We start from the raw sequence: 21,619 nt of genomic DNA, 5'->3' as shown, positions 1-21,619 counted from the left end.
GATTCACTGCGTGCTCAGGGCCTCGAAGACCCGGGGGCCGTGCCGCTCGATGGCCGCGGTGAGCCCGCCTTCTTGGTGCAGCGCCTGCACGATGGCGCTGGGCCGCTCCGCCTCGAAGGTCTGCCCCGAGGCCAGGTGGCGCACGGTGCCGGCCGCGAGGTCCACCTCCAGCGCCGCGTCTTCCTCCACGAGCGCGTGGAACGCGGGCGCCTTCACCACGAGGTAGGGGAGCCCCTCGTTGACGAGGTTTCGCTTGTGGATGAAGCCATAGCTGCGCGCGATGACGGCCTGGATGCCCGCGCCCTGGAGCGCCCACACCGCGTGCTCGCGGGAGCTGCCCGAGCCCCAGCCCTCGCCGGCCACCACCAGCGTCTGGCCCGCCTGCGCCCGCGCGTGGAACTCCGGCCGGACGTGGTGGAAGGCATGGCGGCCAATCTCCTCCATGTCCATGAGGTGGCAGAACTCGCCGGGGATGATGGCGTCCGTGTCCACGTGGTCGCCGAACCGCTGCACCCGGCCCGCGAGCCGCGTGCGCCCCTGTGAGGACGGTGAGGACGCCGGCGCCAGGGCGTTCTCCACGGCCACGGCGGGCTCGGTGAGGCGCACCTCGATGGGACGGGACGGGTCCGGGCGTCCCAGGAGCTGAAGGAACCGGCCGCGATCGATGCGCGCCAGGAGGGGACGGGGATCGGCCACCGCCATCGTCACCGAGGAGGCCGCCACGGTGGCTGCCGAGGCCAGCCACGCCAGCGAGCCTGCCCCCATGCGGTTCTCGTAGTTGCGGTTCTGCGAGGTCAACCACACCTCGCCGGGCCGGGCCTTCTCGGAGGCGACGCCCAGGCACATGGAGCAGCCGGGCGCGCCCGTGCGGAAGCCGGCCCGCTCGTAGACGGCCCAGAGCCCGGTTTGGCGCAGGCGCGCGGCGATGGAGAGATCTCCCGGCACCATCAGCTTCCGGGGGGAGACAGGCAGCGGCGAGCGGCCCTGGAGGGCCTGTTCGAGGACGAGCGCGGCCAGCACCAGCTCCTCCTCCGAGGTGGTGCAGGCGCCGATGAAGCAGCCATCCAGCGCCATGCCCACCGCCCCCTCCACCTCCATCACGTTGTCGGGGGAGAAGGGCTTGGCCAGCAGCGGCCCCAGCCGGTCCAAGTGGATGCGGTGCCGCGCCACGTAGGGCGCATCCGGGTCGGCCTGGAAGTAGAGCGCCTCGTCCTTGTGCCTGCTGCGCTGGGAGAGCCAGCGGGCCGCCGTCTCGTCCGCCTCGAAGATGCCGTTGAGCCCGCCGAACTCCGCCGTCATGTTGGCGATGGTGAAGCGCATGTCCGTGGAGAAGGCGCGCACGGCGGAGCCCCGGTACTCCACGCTGCGCTCCAGGGCCACGGTGTTGCGGCCCAGGTCCCCCAGCGTCTTCAGGATGATGTCCTTGCCGCCGATGCCGAAGGCGGGCGCGCCCTCGTATTCGACGGCGATGGCCTCGGGGACTTCGAGCCAGGATTGGCCCAGCACCAGGGCCGCCGTGACGTCCGCGCCCCCCAGGCCGATGGAGAACGCGCCCAGGCCGCCGTGCGAGGAGGTATGGGAGTCGGCGCCGAGCACCACCTGGCCCGGCTGGACCAGCTCCCGGTAGAACTTCGTGTGCAGGATGGTGACGTTGGCGTCCTGGAAGTGCCGCAGTCCCGCCTCCTGGGCGAACGCGCGGGCCTGGGCGGTGAGCCGCTGGGCCTTCGCATCCGTGCGCAGCGTCACCTCGTCCACCGTGTGGTCCACCGCGAGGAAGAAGCGGTCCGGATCATGAACCCCCGGGCGGCCCAGCCGCTGGTAGGTCCGCTCCATGCCGTTCCAGGCCAGCTCGCTGGCCAGCGTCCAGTCCACCCGGAGCTGGAGGATGTCGCCCGCCTGCACCCAGGGCCGGGACAGCCCCCGCGCATGGTGCGCGAGGATCTTCTGGGTGAGCGTCATCGGGGGACGGTGGGGCGCCTGGTGCATGGCCCTAGCCCTCACTCCGGGAGCCGCGCAGGGCCCGCCGGAGTTCCTCTCGCTGCTCGGCGAGGTGCCAGGGCTCTTCCGCGTAGACATCGTCGAAGAGGGACTCCGGCGGCACCGGGGGCAGGGCTTCCGCCTCGCTCAGGGCCGCGTGAAGCTCCGAGAGCAGCTCGCCACGCAGGGCCTCGTCCCGGGCCGCGTCCCACGCCTGGCGCTCGATGAGGCGGGCCCGGAGCCGCTCGATCGGGTCCTTCGCCTTCCAGGCCTGGACCTCCTGGGGGTCCTGGTAGAGCGTGGGATCGTCCGACGATGAGTGCGCGCTCACCCGGTAAGTGAGCGCCTCGATGAACGTGGGCCCCTGACCCGCCCGGGCGCGGGCCACCGCCGTGGCCGTGGTGGCATACACGGCCTCCGCGTCATTGCCATCCACGCGCACGCCCGGGAAGCCGTAGGCGGAGGCCTTGAGGGCAAGGGTCTCGCTGCGCGTCTGCTGGGAGACGTGCAGGGAGATGGACCAGTGGTTGTTCTGGCAGAGGAAGATGACGGGGGCCTGGAGCACGCCGGCGAAGTTCATCGCGGAGTGGAAGTCGCCCGTGGAGGTCGCCCCATCGCCGAGGCAGGCCAGCACCACCGTGTCATGCCCCTTGCTCCGGGCCGCCCAGGCCGCGCCCACCGCCTGGGGCAGCTGCGTGCCGATGCACGAGGACCAGCTCACCTGATTCACCCGGCGCGAGGACTGGTGGGCGGGCATCTGCCGGCCCTTCGCCTCGTCTCCCGCGTTGCCGAAGAGCTGCGCGAGGTAGGGCACCAGTGGGTAGCCCCGCAGCAGCATGGCCGCGTTCTCCCGGAGCCCCGGGAAGAGCCAGTCCGAGGGCCGCAGCGCGAAGGCGCTCGCGATGCACGTGGCCTCCTGGCCGATGCCCGTACCGTAGAAGGAGATGCGTCCCTGCCGCTGCAGGGACACCATGCGCTCGTCCAGCAACCGGCTCTGGATCATGGCCCGGTACACCGTGACGAGCTGGGCTTCGGTGAGTTCGCGGGGCTCGAAGGGCGTCATGAGAGGCTCCGGGCGCGAGGGGACCTCAGGCCTGGAAGGCCACGGTCTCCTGGATGCCTTGGAGGATGCGGGGGGCGCGGGGGAGGTAGTCCTGCTCCAGGGCGTAGGGAAAGGGGGTGTCCCAGCCGGTGACGCGCCGCACGGGGGCTTCGAGCGACAGAAAGCAGCGCTCCTGAATCAACGCCACCAGCTCCGCGCCCAGGCCACACGTCCGGGGCGCCTCGTGCACGATGAGGGCGCGGCCCGTCTTGCGGACACTCTCCTGCACACACGCGATGTCCAGCGGCCAGAGCGTCCGCAGATCGATGAGCTCGCAGTCGATGCCCTGGGCCAGGGCCTGCGCGGTGGCTGCCTCCGCCTCGTGGATCATGGCCCCCCAGGCGATGACGGTGAGCGCGTGTCCGGGGCGGAGCACCTGGGCCTTGCCAAGCTCCACGGTGTAGTCGCCCTCGGGCACCTCCTGCCGCTGCGAGCGGTAGAGGCGCTTGGGCTCGAAGAAGAGGATGGGGTCCGGCTGGCGGAGCGCCGCGAGCAGCAGCCCCTTGGCGTCATACGGGCTGGAGGGCACCACCACCTTCAGGCCCGCGGTGTGGATGAAGAGCGCCTCGGGGCTCTGCGAGTGGTAGAGCCCGCCCTTGCCGGTGCCGCCATAGGGTGCGCGGATGACCATGGGCGCGGCGTACTGCCCGCCCGAGCGGTAGCGCAGCTTCGCCAGCTCATTGACGAGCTGATCCATGGCGGGGAACAGGAAGTCGGCGAACTGGATCTCCGGCACGGGCTTCAGCCCGTAGAGCGCCATGCCAATGGCGGCGCCGATGATGCCGCCCTCGGACAGCGGGGTGTCCACGACGCGCCCGGGACCGAACTCCTCCTGCAAGCCCGCGGTGGCGCGGAAGACGCCACCCAGGCGCCCCACGTCCTCGCCCAGCACGACGAGGTCGGGGTTGCGCCGCATCTCCAGCTTGAGCGCATCGTTCACGGCTTGGACGAGGCTCAGAAGGGGCATCGGCTGCGTCAGCTTACCGCGCGGCGAGGCGGCAAGGGCCCTCCGGTCGCAGCCGCCGTTCAGTCATGGACAGGACGCGCGCACCAGCGACCAGTCGAGGCAGGAGAGCAGGGTGGAGAGGAAGCGCTGCGTCTGCTCGGACGTCCCCACGGTCACGCGCAGCCAGCCGCGCATGCCGTACTCGGTGCCCGGGCGCACCCGGACGCCCTGCTCCGCGAGCCGCTCCACCAGCGACACGTCATCGCCCCCGCACTGAATCATCACGAAGTTGGTGACCGAGGGGATGTAGTGCAGCCCCTCGCGATCCAGTGCGGCGCACAGCTCCGAGCGGACCTGCTCGTTGAGCACGCGCACGGCGGCCACGTGCGTCCGGTCATCGAGCGCCGCCTGCGCGGCCACCTGCGCCAGGGAGCTGACCGCGAACGGATCCCTCAACTGGCGCAGCATGGCGGCCACCTGGGGCTGCGCAATGCCATAGCCGATGCGCAGCCCCGCGAGGCCGTGCACCTTCGAGAAGGTGCGCAGCACCACCAGGTTGTGCCCCTTGCGGATCCAGTCGATGCCGTTGGGCAGCCCCGGCCCCTCGGCATACTCGTAATAGGCCTCGTCGATGACGACCATGACGTGGGGAGGGACTTGATCCATGAAGGCATTGAGCTCCTCGCGCGACACCGGCCGCCCCGTGGGGTTGTTCGGGTTGCAGATGATGACGAGCCGCGTGGCAGGCCCGATGGCCTGGCCCATGGCCGTCAGATCATGGCGGTGATCCGCGGTGAGGGGTACCGCGATGGGCCGGCCGCCTACCTTGTGAATCAACGCGCGGTACATGGGGTAGCTGGGCTCGGCGTGGATGGCCTCGCTGCCCGCGGGCATGCACGCCTCCACCAGCAGCCGCAGCACGCCGAAGGAGCCCGGCCCCAGCACCACGTGCGACGGGGTGAGCTTGTGCAGGCGCGCCAGGCGCTCCTCGGTGGCGAAGCAGTCCCGCTCTGGATAGCGGTTGATGCGCAGCAGTGCGTCCTGGATGGCTTTGCTGGCGCGGCGCGAGGGCCCGAGGGGGTTCTCGTTCGAGGCCAACTCCAGGGTGAGGGGAACGTCCAGCGGGGGAAGAAGAACAGGCTTCATGGAGCTCCCAGGACGCGGAGGGCACTGTTTGGAATTCTCATCCAAACAAACCTTTGTTCAAGTCATTCTTGGAAGGGAAGAACAGCCAGGAAGGCGGGGGCCCCCCTGGCCCGCGCGCTGGCCGAATGCGTCAATCGTGTGTGCCGATGTGCTGTTCTCCATGGTGCGTACAGACCCAGAGGAAGGCACAGGAGCACGCCACCGCTCTGGCTTGAGGACAGCACCGGCCGCCGAAGTGCTCCGGCAAAGAGTCGTTGGTACTGGGGTCCTCTGAACCCACCTGAAACACGCGTGACCCAGGGGGGGCGGAGGAGTCCCGAGGTGAACCGCTGGAACCGCGCTCCGCGACGCTCCACGCTTGCTGCGCACCAGTCTCGAACATCGCTCCACCTCCCGACGGATGCGGAACAAGGTAAAGGGGATGTCCGACATTCGTTTGGCCAGGCAGGGGCATGTTCCAGCGCAGAAGGGTCATCGGCGTGATGGGCTCGGGCACCGCGGCGCACCGGGATCGGGTGGTGCCGCTCGCGAGGTGGATCGCCGAGCATGGGTATGACTTGCTCACCGGTGCGGGCCACGGGGTGATGCGGGCCGCGGCGGAGGCGTTCGTCGCCGTGGCGGGGCGCACGGGCATCTCCATCGGCATCGTCCCCGGCAAGGTCACCGCCCGGGGCTACCGGCCCCGGCCGGGCTATCCCAACCCGGGCATCGAGCTGCCCCTCTTCACTCACTTGCCGCTGAGCGGCAAACAGGGCCAGGCGCTGTCGAGCCGCAACCACCTCAATGTCCTGTCCGCCCAGGCGCTCGTCGTGCTGCCGGGCGGGGAGGGAACGCGGGCCGAGGCGGTGCTGGCGGCGCGCTACCGCCGGCCCACCATCCTGTTCGGCGAGGCGCGGGAGTTCCGGAGATTTCCGGAAGGGTTCGAGCGGGCCCCCTCCTTGGAGCGGGTTTGTGACTGGCTGCTGGGCGCGATGCGCTAGGGTGGCCCCGGGCGCCCCAGGCGGGGAGGCTCGCGGAGAACCTCCCAGGTGGGCGGTAGGGAACGGGGCCTGATATGATAGAGAGCGGACATTTCCGCTCCAGCGCCTCGGAGGTGGCATCTCGCCACCCTGGTTCTGGGCCGCGCCATGATCAGCTCAGACTATCCGCTGGCCAGTTGGTTTCTCGTCTTCGCCACCAGCTTCTTCCTGGTGGTGGTGGCGCTCCCGCTGCTGTTCATTCCGTTGACGTGGGCGCGCGTGTTCAGGTGGAAACTGCCCGAGGAGGGCAAGGACCTGACGGTCTACTTCGGCCGTTGCCTGGGGGCGGTGTCCCTGGCGATCATCATCGTCGTGGCCCAAGGCATCCCGGAGCCGAAGAGCAACCTGAAGCTGTTCGACCTCGTGGCCCTGACGGCCGGGCTGATGGTGGCCGTCCACGTGTGGGGCGCCCTCCGGCGCATCCAGCCCATGACGGAGACCATCGAAACGTTGTTTTGGGCCGCGGTGGTCTTCATGGCGCTCTGGCTGCGTTACTCCACGCTGGCGTGAGTGTATGAGCCTGGGCATGGACACCGGCCAGGCCCTGCGGCCCGCCAGCGAGCGGATGACCCTGGCGTCGCTGGCGCCCTATGTGCCGGCGGCGATCGTCCGGAAGCTGGCCCAGGGGGGCGGGGCGCCGCCTCCGCCCGTGGAGCCGGTGCGGGGGGCGAGCCTCCTGCTGGACATCGCGGGCTTCACGCCCATCGTGCTCTCGCTGAGCAGCGCCGGCCCGCGGGGCATCGACGCGCTCCAGCGGCTCCTGTCCAGCTACTTCTCCGCGGTGGTGGAGGGCATCCGGGACTTCGGCGGTGACATCTACCAGTTCGCTGGGGACTCGGTGCTGGCGCTCTTCGAGCCGGAGCGCGCCGAGCGGGACGAGGACGTGGTGCGCCGCGCAGCGCTCTGCGGGGCCTTCGTGCAGCGGAAGCTGGCCAGCTTTGGCAGCGTGGAGCTGCTGGGCAAGCACTTCACCCTGTCCTCGCGCGTGGGCGTGGGCTTTGGCGAGTGCCACCGCGTCACGCTCGGGGAGTCCGAGCAGTGGCTGCACCCGGCCCTCATTGGCCAGCCGATGGAGCAGGCCGTGGCCGCGGAGAAGAAGTCCCGGGGCGGCGAGGTATTCCTCAGCCAGGAGGCCAGCGCCCTGCTGCCGCCGGGCCTGCTCGGGGAGGCGCGCGGGGGCTCCTTCCAGTTCGTTCCCTCGTCGGCCATCGCCACGCAGCCTCCCCGGAACCTGTCGGTGGGCAGCGCGCTGATGCTGGGGCCCCGGGCGCGGATGATGCACCCGGAGCTGCAGCGCACGGCCATCAGCGCGCACCAGGGCTTCAGCGCGGACTTCCGCGAGCTCACCTGTGTCTTCGTGCGCGTGGGGACGCGGCGCTCGCATGACGAGGCCACGGAGTTCGTGCGCGAGCTGAACGCGTTCTTCACGTTCGCCCAGCGCGAGAGCAGCCTGCACGGCGGCGTGCTGCTCATGACGGACTTCACGGACAAGGGCAACGTCCTCTACATCGTCTTCGGGGCGCCGACGGCACAGGAGAACAAGGAGCTTTTGGCCTGCCACTTCGCCTCCAAGCTCCTGAAGGCGCAGGTGGCCTTCCCGTTCATCGAGGCGCTGCGCGTGGGCATCGCCACCGGGCATGCCTACTGGGGCGAGATGGGGGCCCCGTCCCGCAAGGGCTTCTGGGCCCTGGGCGAGGTGGTGAACCTCTCCGCCCGGCTGATGGCCTCGGTGCACGAGTCCGGCGTCCTGCTGGATGCGCAGACGGAGCGGAAGCTCCAGCGGGAGTTTGTCACCACGCACGTGGGGGATCTGGCGCTGCGGGGGATTCCCCGCCCGGTGCCGGCCTACCAGCTCCAGCCCGCGTCGCGGCAGGTGCGCAGCCTGCTGCTCAAGGGCAAGGGCGAGATCGTCGGCCGCCGCTCCGAGATGGAGCTGCTGCTCAAGGCGGTGGAGGAGTCTATCGCCGGGGCGGGGCGCGTCTGCATCGTCTCGGGCGAGGCGGGGATCGGCAAGTCCCGCCTGTCCAGCCGGCTCGTGGACGAGGCCGAGGCGCTGGGCGCGCGCACGCTGTACGGCATCTGCTACTCGTACGAGATGTTCACCCCCTTCTTCCCCTGGAAGGAGGTGCTGCTGCAGCTCTTCCAGCTCCACGGGGTGGACGAGCCCTCGGAGCAGCTCGCCCACGTCGAGCGCGAGTTCCAGGAGCTGGAGGGCGTGGGGCCCGAGTGGATTCCCGTGCTGGCGGGCATCATGGGCCTGTCCGTGATGGAGGACGAGCGGACGGCGGCGCTGGACGCGCGGCAGAAGAACCAGCAGGTCTTCCACATCATCCACCAGCTGCTGGACCGGCGCACGCAGCTCACCCCGCTGCTCCTGTTCTTCGAGGATCTGCACTGGGCGGACCGCATCTCGCTGGATCTCATCGAGTACGTGGCCACCCGGCTGGGGCCCTTGCGCCTCACGGTGCTGGTCACGATGCGGCCGAGCGAGGCGCTGCGCGCGTTGCAGTCCCTGGACAGCCTGCGCCGGGTGGACTTGTCGCACCTGAGCGAGGAGGACACGCGCGAGCTGCTGCGGCTCCACCTGAAGCTGGAGCCCCCCAACCTGGCGCTGGAGAGCCTGCTGCAGGCCAAGGTCCAGGGCAACCCGTTCTTCATCGAGTCGCTGGTGGAGGGGCTGGTGGAGGAGGGGCACCTGGAGGAAGGGCCGGACGGCAAGCGGGTGCTGCGCCGGGCGCTCCAGGACATCCGGATTCCGGACTCCATCCAGGACGTGGTGCTCAACCGCATCGATCTGCTGCCGGACATGGAGCGGCTCATCGTGAAGGTCGCCTCCGTCATCGGGCGCATCTTCTCGCTGGATGCCGTGCACGCGCTCCTGCCGGGCGCCATCGATCTGGACGAGGCGAAGCGGGCGATGAAGGCGCTCACCCACCTGGGGATGATTCTCCTGGAGGTGGAGGAGCCCTACACCTGCCTCTTCAAGCACATCGTCATCCGCGACGTGGCCTACAACACGCTGCTCGTGCGGCAGCGGGAGGATCTGCACCGGCGGCTGGCGCGATACCTGGAGCAGAAGGCGGCGGACAACCCCGTCAAGCCCGCGGGCATCCTCGCCTACCACTACCTGGCGGGGAACGACGAGAAGAAGGGCCTGGAGTACACGCTGGCCGCCGCGCGCGCCGCCAAGCGGCAGTACGCGAACGAGGAGGCCATCCACCACTACAACCGCGCCCTGGACTTGTTCTTCACCTCCGAGACGGGCGAGCGGGAGGAGATGCTGCTGCACACGCGGCAGATCATGGTGGAGCTGGCCGAGACGCTCCTGCAGGCGGGCCAGTACGCCTCCGCCATCCAGATGTTCGAGCAGTGCCTGTTCGACGAGACGCGGGATGACCGGCGCGCGGACATCCACATCGGGCTGGGGCGCGCCTTCCAGGAGAAGGGGGACTCCAGCCGGGCCATCCCCGAGCTGGAGCACGCGCTGAAGCTGCTGGGCAAGGGCGCCCCGCACACCAAGGTGGGGCTGGCGCTGCGCACCGGGGTGCAGTTCAGCATGCACGTGCTGAGTCAGGCGTTCCCGTGGCTCATCCGGCCCGTGCCGCAGCAGCGCCTGCCGCTCTACATCAAGCAGCTCAACACGCTCATCTCGCTCATCCGCATCTACTACTTCGCGGACCTGGCGAAGCTCTCCTGGGCGACGCTGGTGGCCATCAACATGGCCGAGCGCCTGCACTCGGACTACGGCCTGAGCCAGGCCAGCGGCTACTACGGCACCATGCTCTTCGGCGCAGGGCTGCTGGGGCGCTCCACGCGCTACCTGGACCGGGCCCTGGAGCACGGCCGGCAGTCGCGCGACGCGGTGGCCGAAGGCATCGCCCTGAGCCGCGTGGGCACCAACGCGCTCTTCCGCAACGAGCTGGATCAGGCGGTGAAGCTGCAGGAAGAGGCCGTGGGCGTGCTGCGCCAGGTGGGCGAGCGGTGGGAAGTCCAGACCGCGATGATGATCCTGGCCACCAGCCACTTCTTCGCCTCGCGCTTCGAGACCGCCGAGCAGGTGTTCCGGCAGATGGGCGAGCTGGGCTCGGAGCTCAACGCGCTGATGCACCAGGGGTGGGCCCACGCGTGGGTGCCGTTCTGCCAGTACCTGCGGGGCGAGGGCGAGGTGGAGGCGCTGAGCGCGGAGATGGAGAAGGGGCTGCGCATCAGCATCGAGGTGAAGGACCTGGCCAACCAGTGCGCGAGCCTCAACCACCTGGCCCAGCTCGCCGTGCGCGAGCACATGGTGGAGGAGTCAGCCCAGATGGCCGTGCGGGCCTTCGAGACCGTCTGGAGCTACCAGGTGCTCGTGCCGTTCCTGCAGATCGGCCTGGTGGACGCGGTGGAGGCGGCGCTCTTCGCCCTGGAGGAGGGCGCCACGTCGGTGCCCCGCGCGAAGCTGCTGCGGATTGTCCGGCTGGGCGGCTTCAAGGCGCGGGCCATCTCGCGGCTGTATCCTTATATGCGGGGCCCCGCCCAGCGGGTGACGGCCCGCGCGTTGCGGCTGCGCAAGGGCGTGGCCGCCGCCGAGCCTGCCTTCCAGCAGGCCCTCGACCTCCTGGAGAAGGGCCCCAACCGGTGGGAGACGGGCGTGGCGTGCTTCGATGCGGCGGTGGCCCTGCCGCACCGCCGCGCGGAGCTGCTCGCTCGCGCGCGGGAGATCTTCACCGCCATTGGCGCCCGGGCCGAGCTGCGCCGGGTGGAGCGGCTGGAGCAGGCGGATACCCCCAGCCTGCCCCGTCCCCGTCCGGCGCTCCCGGCCTCCTCGGAGCGCTCAGCTGAGCCGTTGGGGCTGTAGCCCCAGGGCCTTCATCTGCTGGGCGTCCCAGTCCTCGAGGGAGTCCATGCCGGCGATGTAGCGGCGCTCCTTGTTCTTCACGGGGTTGCGGATGCTGAGGATCTCCGGCCCGGAGAAGAACAGGGTGCTGCGGTAGCGCGGCATGTCGCTGCGCATCAGCCAGGCGCCGTAGTGCCGGACGATGTTGGGCAGCGTGCCCAGCGTGTCGCACAGCCGGGTGAAGTGCTCCACCACCTCGGAGGGGTGGAGGTTCTTCGGCCGGTGGCACAGGGTATAGCCGTCGTAGTCCCGGCTGATGCTGCCTGGCAGCAGGCGGCCCTCGGACTGCACCTCACGGAAGAAGGGCGTCTCCGGGTAGGGGCAGACGATGCCCAGGAACGTCACCGCGAAGTACTTCAGATCCGAGAGGTACTCGGGGAGCCGCTCCAGGTACTCGTTGGTGTCCCCGTCCGAGCCGACGATGAGGCCGAAGGACAGGACGATGCCGTGCGAGAAGGTGCGCCGGATGATGGCGTCCACCTCGCTCAGCTTGTTCTGGCCCTTGTTCATGGCCTTGAGCGACTCGGGGTTGAGCGACTCCATGCCGGTGTAGATGTAGCGGCACCCGGCCTGGGCCATCAGCCGCACGAGCGACTCATCCTTGAGGATGTTGAAGGTGAGCGCGCAGCCCCAGATCTTCTTCAAGGGGATGAGCGCCTCGCACAGCTCGCGCAGGTACTTGGGCGAGCCGCCCAGGTTGTTGTCCAGGAAGATGAAGACGTTGTCCATCGCCCCGAAGAAGTTCTTGTTCCACGTCATCTTCGTGCGGATCTCCTCGATGACCTGAGGAATGGCCCGGTAGCGGTAGCGCTCGTGGCCGGTGAGCACGCAGAAGTTGCAGCGGAAGGGACAGCCGCGCGAGGCCTCGATGCCTGCAAGGCGCACCCGGTTGTTCTTGAAGTCGATGAGATCATACCGGTACGGCTGGATGGCGTCCGGGCCCGAGGAGGGCAGGCTGTAGCGCTTCTGGAGCGTTCCCTTCTCGAAGTCCCGGAGGAGCGCCGGCACGTTGGGCTCCGGCTCGCCGGTGATGACGGCATCGAAATACTGCTCCGCGTCATCGGCGAAGTGGCCCGCGTGGCGGCCTCCCGCCACCGTCACCATGCCGCGCTGGCGGAAGAGCGTGGAGAGCACCTTCGTGTGCTCGTAGTAGGAGTGCAGATAGGAGAAGAAGACGAGATCCCAATGCCGGTCGAGCGGGATGTCCTGCTCCTTCTCGTTGAAGAGCTCGATCTCCGCGCCGGGAGGGCACAGGCCCGCGATGAGCTCCGGCACGGCCGATTGCATGATGGACGGCTCTTTGACGCGCCGCCGGGTGGGGTGGGTGTACGTCGCGATGATGGCGATCCGCATTGGAGGACAATGAAGGATGTTTCACGGGTGGCAAAAAGATGCGGCCCCCGTCCCTGGCGGAATGCCAGGACGGGTGTGGCAAAGTGCCAGGGTTCAGAAGGGTCTAGGGCGGGGGGGCTTCCGGGAGCATCCGGGTACGCAGGTTGCTAAGGGCTGGATGGACCGCCATGCGTCACACGCTGATTCCCATCCTTCTGTTGTGCGTGGCGCTGGCAAGCGTGGGAGCAGGCGTCCTCACGGTCATCCGGCATAACCGGGCCGAGCTGGTTCGGCAATTCACTGTGGATCGCCAGGCGCAGCTCACCGAGGCGACCCGGGGCGTGACGGACTCACTGGAGCAGATTGGCGAGGACCTGAACTTCGCCGGAGAGCTGCTCTCCCAGCCGGGCCCGCTGGAGGAGCACCGCCGGGAGCTGCGGGCGCTGCTGGAGGTCGTCGGGCAGTTCAAGGCCATCGCGGTCTACGACGCGCAAGGCACGGAGCGGCTGCGCCTGGTGGACCGGCGCGCGGAGCCCCGGGTGGCCCAGGGGCAGCTCTTTCCCCGGATGGCGGAGCTGGTGCCCCTGGCGCTCCAGAGCCTGCCGGGCGACATCACCAGCTCCCCGCCGCTCGAAGAGGCGGGGGGCGCCTGGCTGCGCGTCCTGGCCACCGCCATCCCCCGGGATGAAGGGGGCCCCGGGGGCGTGGTGGCGGTGCTGGTGGACATGGAGTCCTTCTTTCTCCCCTTGCGGATCGTCACCTCGGATTCCGAGGCGCGCCTGCTGCTCATCGGCGCCCACGGCCGCCCCAGCCCCGCGAGTGATCCGGTGCTGGCGGACTGGTACCAGCGGGTGGCGGGGGACACCGGGCCCATGACCCTGTATGCCTCGCTTGCTGAGAAAATGAGGAAGGGGGAGCGGGGCACGCTCTTGCTGGGGGAGCAGGAAGCGTTCCGGCTCGGGCTGGGCACCGCTGAGGCGGTGGCGGCCTTCACGCCCATTCCTCTCAAGGGGGGCAGTCACTGGTCGGCGGCCACCTTGGTGTCCACGGCCGCGCTGCGCTCGCATGAGCGGGGGCTCGTGCTGCGGCTGTCGCTGGCGGCGCTGCTGGTCGCGCTCTTTCTGGTCGCCTTTGGCGTCTACGTCGTGGTGGCCCAGCGCCGCGCGGTGGCGCTGCGGGAGAGCCGCCGGCACGCGGACCGGCTCGCGCACCTGCATGACAAGACGCAGAAGATCCTCGACCACATTCCCACCGGGGTGCTGGCGCTCACCGCCGAGGGCCGGGTGAGCGCGGTGAACCAGCCGCTGCGGGCCCGGCTGCCCCCGGACGCGATTGGCTCCCCGCTGGCCTCCACGTTTCCGCAGGCGCCGGAGCCGGTGGTGGCCCGGCTGACGGCGCTCGTGGAGGCCGCCGCGGGCGAGTCGCGGGTGCGCAGCCTGCTGGGCGAGCCGCTCACGCTGTTCGGCGAGGAAGGGCAGTACAACCTTCACGCCGTGCCGCTGGAGGCGAGGGATCCCGAGGTCCGCACGCTGCTGGTCATCGAGGATTTGAGCAACGTCCGGGCCCTGGAGACCCAGCTGCTGCGCGCCGAGAAGCTCGCCACGGTGGGGGTGCTCGCCGCGGGCATCGCCCACGAGATTGGCACGCCGCTGGGCGTGGTGCGGGGCCGCGCCGAGTATGTGCTCGGCAAGCTCGGCGCCGCGCATCCCCAGGCGGCGGGCGTGGGCGTCATCGTCGATCAGATTGACCAGGTGAGCCGGACCATCCGCCAGCTCCTGGACTTCTCGCGGCTGCAACCGGCGGTGGCGCGGCCCGTGGCCCTGAGCAGGCTCCTGCGCGACGTGTATGAGCTGCTGCGCCTGGAGGCGGAGCGGCGGCAGGTGGTGCTGGCGCTGGACGTGCCCGAGGGGCTGCCCCTGCTGGCCGCGGATCCCGATCAGCTCCAGCAGGCCCTGGTGAACCTGGTCCTCAACGCGTGCGACGCCTGCAGCGCGGGCGGGAGGGTGCAGCTGTCCGCGGCGGCTCCGGATGGCTCCCCGGCGGGGGCGTGGGGCTTCGTGACGCTGTCGGTGCGGGACGATGGGTGCGGCATCCCCGCAGAGAGCCGCAACCAGGTGTTTGATCCGTTCTTCACGACGAAGAAGCGGGGCCAGGGCACGGGGCTCGGCCTGGCGATCGTCGCGCAGATTGTCCGCAACCACGGGGGCCGCTTGGAGCTGGAGAGCGAGCCGGGCCAGGGAACCTGTTTCACGTTGCTGTGGCCCGTGGCCGGGCCGGCAATCGGAGAGGAGCGGCATGTCAACCCAGGCACGCATCCTGGTGGTGGATGACCATCTGGAGATGGGGCGGATGTTGCAGGAGCCCCTCACGGACGAAGGCTACGCGGTGGAGCTCGCCACGAGCGGGGCGGAGGCCATCCGGCTCTTCCGCTCGGGCCCGTTCGACGCCGTCCTGAGCGACTTGCGGATGGAGGAGGTGGACGGCTTCGACGTGCTGGCCGCCGTGCAGGCGGTGGACCCCGAGGTGCCCGTGTTGCTGATGACGGCCTTCGGGGGCGTGGAGAACGCCGTGGAGGCGATGAAGCGGGGGGCCTGGCACTACTTCACCAAGCCCTTCCGGCTGGACGAGGTGCTCATCTACCTGCGCCGGGCGCTGGAGGACCGGCGGCTGCGCCGGGAGAACCGCACCCTGCGCCAAGTGGCAGGTCGCACGGGGCTGGGAGCCCTGGTGGGCCACAGCGCCCCCATGCGAAGCCTGTACGAGCTCATCGAGCGGGTGGCCCACTCGGAGGCCTCGGTGCTGATTCGAGGCGAGAGCGGCTGCGGCAAGGAGCTGGTGGCGCGCGCGCTGCACACCGAGGGCGAGCGGGCCTCCGCGCCGTTCGTGGCCGTCAACTGCACGGCGCTGCCCCCGGCGCTGCTGGAGAGCGAGCTCTTCGGCCACGTGAAGGGGGCGTTCACGGGGGCTACCACGGCCCGGCGGGGCCTCTTCGTCGAGGCCGATAAGGGAACGCTCTTCCTGGACGAGATTGGCGACATGCCCGCCGAGCTTCAGGCCAAGCTGCTCCGGGTGCTGGAGGACGGCGAGGTGCGGGCGGTGGGCGCGGACGCCAGCCGCACGGTGGATGTGCGCATCGTGGCCGCCACGCACCAGGAGCTGGAGGCCCGGGTGAAGGAGGGCAAGTTCCGGGCGGATCTCTTCTACCGGCTCAACGTCGTCACCCTGCGGCTGCCCACCCTGCGCGAGCGGCGGGAGGACATTCCCCTGCTGGCCGAGCACTTCATCGCCCGGTCCCGGGCGCGCAATCCCCGCTCGAAGGTGACGGGCTTCTCCCCGGAGGTGATCGCCGCGCTGGGGGGCATGCCCTGGCCCGGCAACGTCCGCGAGCTGGAGAACCTGGTGGAGCGGCTGGTGGTGCTCGTGCCGCGGGAGACGGTGGAGCTGGCGGACCTCAAGCTGCACGCCCCCGAGATGGAGCCCGAGGCCCACCCGCTCGTGCTGGCCCAGGACTCCCTGTGGCCGCTGCGCCGGCTGGAGGGCGAGTACATCGCCTGGGTGGTGGCCCGCTGTGGCGGCAACAAGACGCGCGCGGCGGAGCTGCTCGGCATCGACGTCTCGACCATCCACCGCCGGGATCGCGAGAAGGGAAGTGGCAATCCGCCACGATAGACTGGCGGGATACCCCGGAGCGGGGGCGCCCTGGAGGAGCCTTCCGAGGGAAGACGGATGGGCATGGAGGTTGCTTGAGAGGGACGCATGCGCTCTTTCCTGCTTCCCTGCATCGTGCTCGCGCTCGGCGCGAGTGCGTGTGCCACGAAGTCCGTGGCCACGGTCTCCTCCAACGAGGGCCTCTCGGGCCGGGTGTCACCCCCCCCGCCGCCTGCGCCGGTGCCCCCCAAACCGTCCGTTTCCGGCGAGGACGCCGGGCTGTCGTCGCTGACGTTCGGCCCCATCTATTACGAGCTGGACTCCACCACGTTGCGGCCCGAGTCGCGGGACACGCTGGACCGGCTCGCCGAGGCCTTGCGGCGGCGGCCTGGGGCCCAGGTGACGATCTCCGGGCACACCTGTGAGCTGGGCACCACGGAGTACAACCTGGCCCTGGGGCAGCGCCGGGCGGCGATGGCGAAGGACTACCTGGTGAAGCTCGGCGTGGGGCGCAACGCCATCACGGTGGTCTCCTACGGCGAGGAGAGCCCGGCGGCGCAGGGGAGCGGTGAAGACGTCTGGTCCCGGAATCGCCGCAGCGAGTTCAACTTCTCGGTGGCCCAGGCGAGGCTGGATGCGCGCTGACGCTTGCGAGGTGGCCCGGAAGGAGGACACTCCACGTCCCGCCCAGGTCCTGCTGCTGGGGGCCGACGGCTCGCTCGTCTCGCTCCTGTCGGATGTGCTCGGGGAAGCGGGCATCACCGTGCGCACGGAAGACGCGCGCGGGGAGCGGCCCAAGGCGGTGCTGGTGATGGTGCAGCGGGGCGGCAACATCCTGAGCGCCCTGCAATGCGCCCAGGACACCTTCAGCCCTGCGCCCATCTTCATCCTGCTGCCGTTCGCCGATGAGCGGCTGACGCAGCTCGCGTTGCGGCTGGGGGCCCACGGCTGTTTCGCCCTGGGGCAGCCCATGGAGGAGCTGCGGCGCATGGTGCTCGTGGGGCTCTCGGGCGGGGCGGGGGAAAGGCCATGAGCGGCGCCAGCCCAAGCCCAGCGGCCTCCCAGGCCGAGAACACGCTGTTCCAGGAGGACGGGGTGCTGGTGACCACCGAGCGGCTGGTCGCGGGGGGCCGGGCCTGGCCTCTGAGGGAGGTGCTGCGCGTGGAGGCCATCCACCAGTCGCCCCGGGTGGTGCCGCTCCTGATCCTCCTGGGCGCGAGCATGGTGCTGGGGCTTCCCGCCATCATGACCGCCATGGTGGCCCGCGATGCGCTCGGCCAGGGCATCTACGAGGCGGCCCTGGGGTGCATGGCGGTGGTGGCCTTCGGCTCCATCGCGGGCCTGCTCCTGGCGCAGGACCAGTACTGGCTGGTCTTGCGGACACGGGGCAGCGCGCGGCGGGTCCTCCTCAGCCGGGACCCCGAGCACATCTCACGGCTCGCGCAAGGCGTGACCGAGGCGCTCCGGGTGGCGCGTCCACGGTCCTGAGCGAGGCCTTCAGCGGTACGTGAGCAGGCCCGGCTCACCGGCCAGCTCCAGGTGGGTCACGTTGTTGAAGCCAGCCAGCGCCAGGCCATCCCGGCGCACCCTCAGCTCGGTGACCGAGGCGTTGTAGATGCTCCAGTTGAGCGCCAGGGTCTTCTCCAGGGACAGGCCCAGCGCCACCTGCACGGCGAGGGAGATGGGGCCTCCAGAGCTGACGGCGACGATGCGCTCGTGGCCGGAGCGGGCCAGCCGCTCCAGACCGGCCTGGACGCGGGCCTGGAAGGCATGCCACGTCTCGAACGCGGGCTGCTCATGCGGGGTGCCGTCCACCCAGTGCTGCATCACCTGCGTGAAGAGGCCCTGGAACTGGCGGTTTTCTCCGAGCAGGGGGGCGAGCGTCTCCTGGGTGAGCCCCCGGTCCGCCATCACCCGGGGCAGGTAGGCGCCCAGGATGGCCTCGTGGTCATACTCGTTGAAGCCCTCGTGGGCCTCGGCGGGGGAACCGCCCTCCAGTCCCTGGAGCATCGCAGCGAGCGTGGAGCGCTGCCGGTCCAGGGATCCGCTGAGCCAGGTATCGGCGCGAAAGCCAATGCGCCGCAGGTGCTGGCCGAGCAGGAGGGCCTGGCGCTCGCCCAGGGGGGAGAGCCGGTCATAGTGGCCGGTTCCGAAGGAAGCCTGGCCGTGGCGGACGAGGTAGATGCGCGTCATGGGGGCAATTCTCGACAATACCGCCTGCTCCGAAAGGAAGGGGAGCCGGCAGAGCGAAGCAGGCAGGTGTGACTTCAATCCCCAGGAGGCAGCGACGGTGCTACAAGCCCCTTCACCGTGAAAGAAACCTCCGCCAATACCACGTTTGAGTCGCTGGGCCTGGTGCCCCCCCTCGTCGAGGCGCTGAGCGCCCTGGGGTACGAAGAGCCCACGCCCATCCAGCGCGCCGCGCTCCCCCCCCTGCTCGAGGGCAAGGACCTGCTGGGAATCGCCGCGACGGGCACGGGAAAGACGGCGGCCTTCTCGCTTCCGCTCCTTCAGCAGATCACCCCGGGGGCGCACGCCCCGTTCACCGCCTCGGCGCTGGTGCTGGTGCCCACGCGGGAGCTGGCCATGCAGGTGGCCGAGGCCATTCACCGCTACGGCCAGAAGCTCGGCATCAGCGTGGTGCCGCTGTACGGCGGCCAGGTGATCAGCCAGCAGCTCCGGGCGCTCAAGCGCGGGGTGGACGTGGTGGTGGCGACCCCGGGCCGGGCGTTGGACCACCTCCAGCGCAAGACGCTCAAGCTGGAGCAGGTGCGCGTCGTGGTGCTCGACGAGGCGGACGAGATGCTCGACATGGGCTTCGCCGAGGACCTCGAGGCCATCCTGTCCGCCACGCCGGCGAAGCGGCAGACGGCGCTCTTCTCCGCGACGCTGCCCCCGCGCATCGCGAGCATCGCCGAGCGCCACCTGCGCGAGCCGGTGCGCGTGCGCATCGCCCGCGAGAAGGTGGAGTCGGGCGAGCTGCCGCGCGTGAGGCAGACGGCCTACATCGTCCAGAGGCCCTTCAAGGTGCCCACCCTGAGCCGGGTGCTCGACGTGGAGGCGCCCACGGCGGCCATCGTCTTCTGCCGCACCCGGACCGAGGTGGACGAGCTGACCCTCTCGCTCAACGGCCACGGCTGGAGGGCCCTCGCACTCCACGGCGGCATGAGCCAGGAACAGCGCGACCGGGTCATCAAGCAGCTGAAGTCCCACTCGGCGGACTTGCTGGTGGCCACGGACGTGGCGGCGCGGGGCCTGGACATCTCCAGGCTGTCCCACGTGGTGAACTTCGACGTGCCCAATGCGCCCGAGGCGTACGTGCACCGCATCGGCCGCACGGGCCGGGCCGGCCGGGAGGGCGTGGCCATCACGCTCGTGGAGCCCCGGGAGCACCGGCTCCTGCGCAACATCGAGAAGCTCACGGGCCAGCGCATCGAGGTGGCCACGGTGCCCACCGTGGCGGACCTGCGCGCCAAGCGGCTGGAGCTCACCCGGGCCTCGCTCCGGGAGGCGCTGGAGGCGGGCGGGCTCGACTCCTTCCGGGGACTGGTGGAGGGGCTGGCCGCCGAGTTCGACGTGATGGAGGTGGCCGCCGCGGCGGTGAAGTTGCTGCAGGAGGCCCGGGACGCAGGCCACTCCCAGGCCGAGGAGGAGATCCCCTTGGTGGCGCCGCCCACGGAGAAGCGGAGCCGGACCGACAAGCCCTCGAAGGGCGCGCCCCCCGAGCGGAAGGGCAAGGGAGAGGCGCCCGCGGACCGGCCCCGTTCGGCAGAGAAGGGCCCGCCCAAGCGTGGAACCTCGCCCGACTGGGACATCACGCGGCTGTACATCGGCGCGGGCCGGCGCCTGGGCATCCGCCCGGCGGATCTGGTGGGGGCCATCGCCGGGGAGGCGGGGCTGGAGTCCTCGCAGATCGGCGCCATCCAGATCGCCGACACCTTCTCGCTCGTGGAAGTCCCGGAGGCGCACGCGAACGAGATCGTCACCGCCCTGCGCCAGGCCACGTTGAGGGGCCGGAAGATCACCGTTCGCAGGGACCGCGGGTAACGGGGCTCCAGAGCGCTCTTCTTGCGTTTCACGGTTAAACCCGAAGAAGATAGAAGGGGTAGACCTCTCAGGAGGGGTACCCCTTACCGATGAACGAAGAGCTGGCGAGCCGAATTGGAAGTGCCGCCCGTGATGCCCGGACGCACCTGGGGCTCACCCAGGCGGAGGTGGCCGAAAAGCTGGGCATCGCGCACATGGTCTACAGCCGCCTGGAGCGGGGGAAGATGCTGCCCAGCGTCCAGACGCTCCTGAGAATGTGCGCCGTGCTGCACATCTCCGCGGACGAGCTGCTGGGGATCGCGGAAGCCGAGCGGGGGAGCCGTCAGGCACGGGGGCCTCGCTCAGAAACGGAGCTGCCCCGGGTGCGTCAGCTTCTGGGGCTCGCACGCAAGATGGACGAGGACAAGCTCGATGCCCTGGTGACCGTGGCCCAGGTGCTGCTGCGGTAATCCTCAAGCGTCCTGCGGAGGGGCAGCCTCTGCCATCATGAGGGCCAGCTCTTCGCTGGCCTCGAACCGGCCGAAGGGCTGTGCGTTCGCCCTGAGCACGGCTCTCAACTCATCGTGCATCTCGGAGGCGGAGGCGTAGCGGCCGGCGGGCTGAAGCTGAAGCGCCCGGTGCAGAATGGCCCGGAGCGCCTCGGGCAGGTGCCCGGCGGCGCGCTCCAGGTCGTCAGTGCCCTCGCGATTGATGAACGTCATCATCTGCAGCAGGGGCGTCGAAAGGGTGTCCTCGGCTCGGCTGTTCTGGGCGGGAGCCTGGGCGTCCTCCAGCTCGAAGAGGCGCCGGTTCGTCAGCAACTGCAGCAGCACCAAGCCCAAGGAGAAAAGGTCCGAACGGCCATCCATGGGCCGACGGTGCAGATACTCGGGCGAGGCATATGCCACATCGTCCTTGAGCAGGAGGCCAGGGGTCTCCTCGCGGCCCACCAGGTGGGAGTAGGCGGCCCCGAAGTTCATCACCTTCACGTCCCCGTTCCGGTCCATGCGGATGTTCCGGGGGCTCACGTCGCGGTGGACGATGCCCAGCGGCTGATGGTCCTCGCCCCGGCGGGTATGGGCGTGGTGGAGGGCGTCGGCGGCCTCCGCGGCGACATACAGGGCGAAGGGGAGGGAGACGGGCTTCTCGCGCGCGGCGGCCAGGTGGATGACCGTGTCCAGGGAGGGGCCCTCGACATACTCCTCGATGACGTGGGGCATCCCATCCCGGAGCATCAGGTGGTGGACCGGAGCGATGGCCGGATGGCTCAGCCGGAAGGCGAGCTCCACCTCCTGGATGAGCCGCAGGCGGCGCTCGAAGGAGGCCGGAGCCTTCATTCGCTTGATGGTGACGGGGTCCGAGGGGCCATGACGGAGGCGGCGCTCCGCCAGGAAGATCACCTCCCCATTCTCCCGCTGCTCCAGGGGACGAACGGTCTCGTAGGTGATGTCGCCGAGGACGAACTGGATCCGTTCGTTGGGCGGCGTCTTGGCATCGGTCATGGAGGCGTCCGGGAAGGAGGGCATGTCCCGCGGTTTGTGCGGTCC

General features: G+C 70.0%; 17 protein-coding genes. 10 read left to right on the top strand and 7 right to left on the bottom strand.

The genetic code is table 11. The features are described 5' to 3' along the window. Positions 1 to 3 precede the first annotated feature (3 nt). The 4 genes from KY661_RS20750 to hisC all read right to left on the bottom strand — a co-directional run bounded on the left by KY661_RS20750 (position 4) and on the right by hisC (position 5,171). Positions 4 to 1,986: a LeuD/DmdB family oxidoreductase small subunit gene (locus KY661_RS20750; protein WP_225411866.1), complete on the bottom strand. Its 1,983-nt coding sequence runs from the start codon at positions 1,984 to 1,986 to the stop codon at positions 4 to 6. Positions 1,987 to 1,990: 4 nt separating this feature from the next. Further along, entirely contained in the window at positions 1,991 to 3,040 is a 1,050-nt protein-coding gene (locus KY661_RS20745) for a thiamine pyrophosphate-dependent dehydrogenase E1 component subunit alpha (RefSeq protein ID WP_225411865.1), read from the bottom strand. A 25-nt stretch (positions 3,041 to 3,065) separates the two neighbouring features. Beyond that, positions 3,066 to 4,046: an alpha-ketoacid dehydrogenase subunit beta gene (locus KY661_RS20740; protein ID WP_225411864.1), complete on the bottom strand. Its 981-nt coding sequence runs from the start codon at positions 4,044 to 4,046 to the stop codon at positions 3,066 to 3,068. 63 nt (positions 4,047 to 4,109) lie between these two features. After that, positions 4,110 to 5,171 carry a histidinol-phosphate transaminase gene (gene hisC, locus KY661_RS20735; RefSeq protein ID WP_225411863.1) on the bottom strand — a complete coding sequence of 354 codons (1,062 nt, stop codon included), beginning with the start codon at positions 5,169 to 5,171 and terminating at the stop codon, positions 4,110 to 4,112. Between the two features lie 452 nt (positions 5,172 to 5,623). Here hisC and KY661_RS20730 point away from each other — a divergent pair, with 452 nt between their 5' ends. The 3 genes from KY661_RS20730 to KY661_RS20720 all read left to right on the top strand — a co-directional run bounded on the left by KY661_RS20730 (position 5,624) and on the right by KY661_RS20720 (position 11,027). Continuing rightward, positions 5,624 to 6,151: an SLOG cluster 4 domain-containing protein gene (locus tag KY661_RS20730; RefSeq protein ID WP_225411862.1), complete on the top strand. Its 528-nt coding sequence runs from the start codon at positions 5,624 to 5,626 to the stop codon at positions 6,149 to 6,151. 147 nt (positions 6,152 to 6,298) lie between these two features. Next, complete coding sequence (locus KY661_RS20725) at positions 6,299 to 6,700, top strand: hypothetical protein (protein WP_225411861.1); 402 nt, start codon at positions 6,299 to 6,301, stop codon at positions 6,698 to 6,700. 4 nt (positions 6,701 to 6,704) lie between these two features. After that, positions 6,705 to 11,027, top strand: a complete 4,323-nt coding sequence (locus KY661_RS20720) for an AAA family ATPase (RefSeq protein WP_225411860.1) — start codon at positions 6,705 to 6,707, stop codon at positions 11,025 to 11,027. On the opposite strand, the gene KY661_RS20715 is transcribed toward KY661_RS20720, so the two are convergent. After that, positions 11,004 to 12,419 (bottom strand): B12-binding domain-containing radical SAM protein, encoded by a 1,416-nt coding sequence (locus KY661_RS20715; RefSeq protein WP_225411859.1) that lies wholly within the window; start codon positions 12,417 to 12,419, stop codon positions 11,004 to 11,006. The genes KY661_RS20720 and KY661_RS20715 overlap by 24 nt on opposite strands. Before the next feature lie 167 nt (positions 12,420 to 12,586). Between KY661_RS20715 and KY661_RS20710 the strand changes: the two genes are divergently transcribed. The 5 genes from KY661_RS20710 (at position 12,587) to KY661_RS20685 (ending at position 17,534) form a co-directional block, all read left to right on the top strand. Further along, positions 12,587 to 14,728 carry a sensor histidine kinase gene (locus KY661_RS20710; protein ID WP_225411858.1) on the top strand — a complete coding sequence of 714 codons (2,142 nt, stop codon included), beginning with the start codon at positions 12,587 to 12,589 and terminating at the stop codon, positions 14,726 to 14,728. Continuing rightward, positions 14,694 to 16,067, top strand: a complete 1,374-nt coding sequence (locus tag KY661_RS20705; RefSeq protein ID WP_225411857.1) for a sigma-54-dependent transcriptional regulator — start codon at positions 14,694 to 14,696, stop codon at positions 16,065 to 16,067. The genes KY661_RS20710 and KY661_RS20705 overlap by 35 nt, the downstream gene beginning before the upstream one ends. Before the next feature lie 87 nt (positions 16,068 to 16,154). Next, positions 16,155 to 16,691 carry an OmpA family protein gene (locus KY661_RS20700; RefSeq protein WP_225411856.1) on the top strand — a complete coding sequence of 179 codons (537 nt, stop codon included), beginning with the start codon at positions 16,155 to 16,157 and terminating at the stop codon, positions 16,689 to 16,691. Next, entirely contained in the window at positions 16,681 to 17,079 is a 399-nt protein-coding gene (locus KY661_RS20695) for a DNA-binding transcriptional response regulator (protein WP_225411855.1), read from the top strand. The genes KY661_RS20700 and KY661_RS20695 overlap by 11 nt, the downstream gene beginning before the upstream one ends. After that, positions 17,076 to 17,534, top strand: a complete 459-nt coding sequence (locus KY661_RS20685; protein ID WP_263437226.1) for a DUF6232 family protein — start codon at positions 17,076 to 17,078, stop codon at positions 17,532 to 17,534. The genes KY661_RS20695 and KY661_RS20685 overlap by 4 nt, the downstream gene beginning before the upstream one ends. Positions 17,535 to 17,543: 9 nt before the next feature. Here the strand turns inward: KY661_RS20685 and KY661_RS20680 are convergent, their stop codons facing one another. After that, positions 17,544 to 18,239, bottom strand: coding sequence for a histidine phosphatase family protein (locus KY661_RS20680; protein ID WP_225411854.1), 696 nt, complete (start codon positions 18,237 to 18,239; stop codon positions 17,544 to 17,546). 117 nt (positions 18,240 to 18,356) lie between these two features. Between KY661_RS20680 and KY661_RS20675 the strand changes: the two genes are divergently transcribed. Together KY661_RS20675 and KY661_RS20670 are read left to right on the top strand one after the other, a co-directional pair. Beyond that, positions 18,357 to 20,093 (top strand): DEAD/DEAH box helicase, encoded by a 1,737-nt coding sequence (locus KY661_RS20675; protein ID WP_225411853.1) that lies wholly within the window; start codon positions 18,357 to 18,359, stop codon positions 20,091 to 20,093. Between the two features lie 89 nt (positions 20,094 to 20,182). Next, positions 20,183 to 20,542, top strand: a complete 360-nt coding sequence (locus KY661_RS20670) for a helix-turn-helix transcriptional regulator (protein ID WP_225411852.1) — start codon at positions 20,183 to 20,185, stop codon at positions 20,540 to 20,542. Between the two features lie 3 nt (positions 20,543 to 20,545). Here the strand turns inward: KY661_RS20670 and KY661_RS20665 are convergent, their stop codons facing one another. Then, the gene (locus KY661_RS20665; protein ID WP_225411851.1) at positions 20,546 to 21,574 is read right to left on the bottom strand and encodes a serine/threonine protein kinase; all 1,029 of its coding nucleotides are present in this window, start codon (positions 21,572 to 21,574) and stop codon (positions 20,546 to 20,548) included. Between the last annotated feature and the right edge of the window lie 45 nt (positions 21,575 to 21,619).

It is taken from the genome of Allostigmatella hybrida, from assembly GCF_020103775.1.
GTDB lineage: Bacteria > Myxococcota > Myxococcia > Myxococcales > Myxococcaceae > Hyalangium > Hyalangium aurantiaca.
The sequence above is the reverse complement of the archived record's forward strand: the minus strand, read 5'-3'. Positions and strand labels throughout refer to the sequence as shown.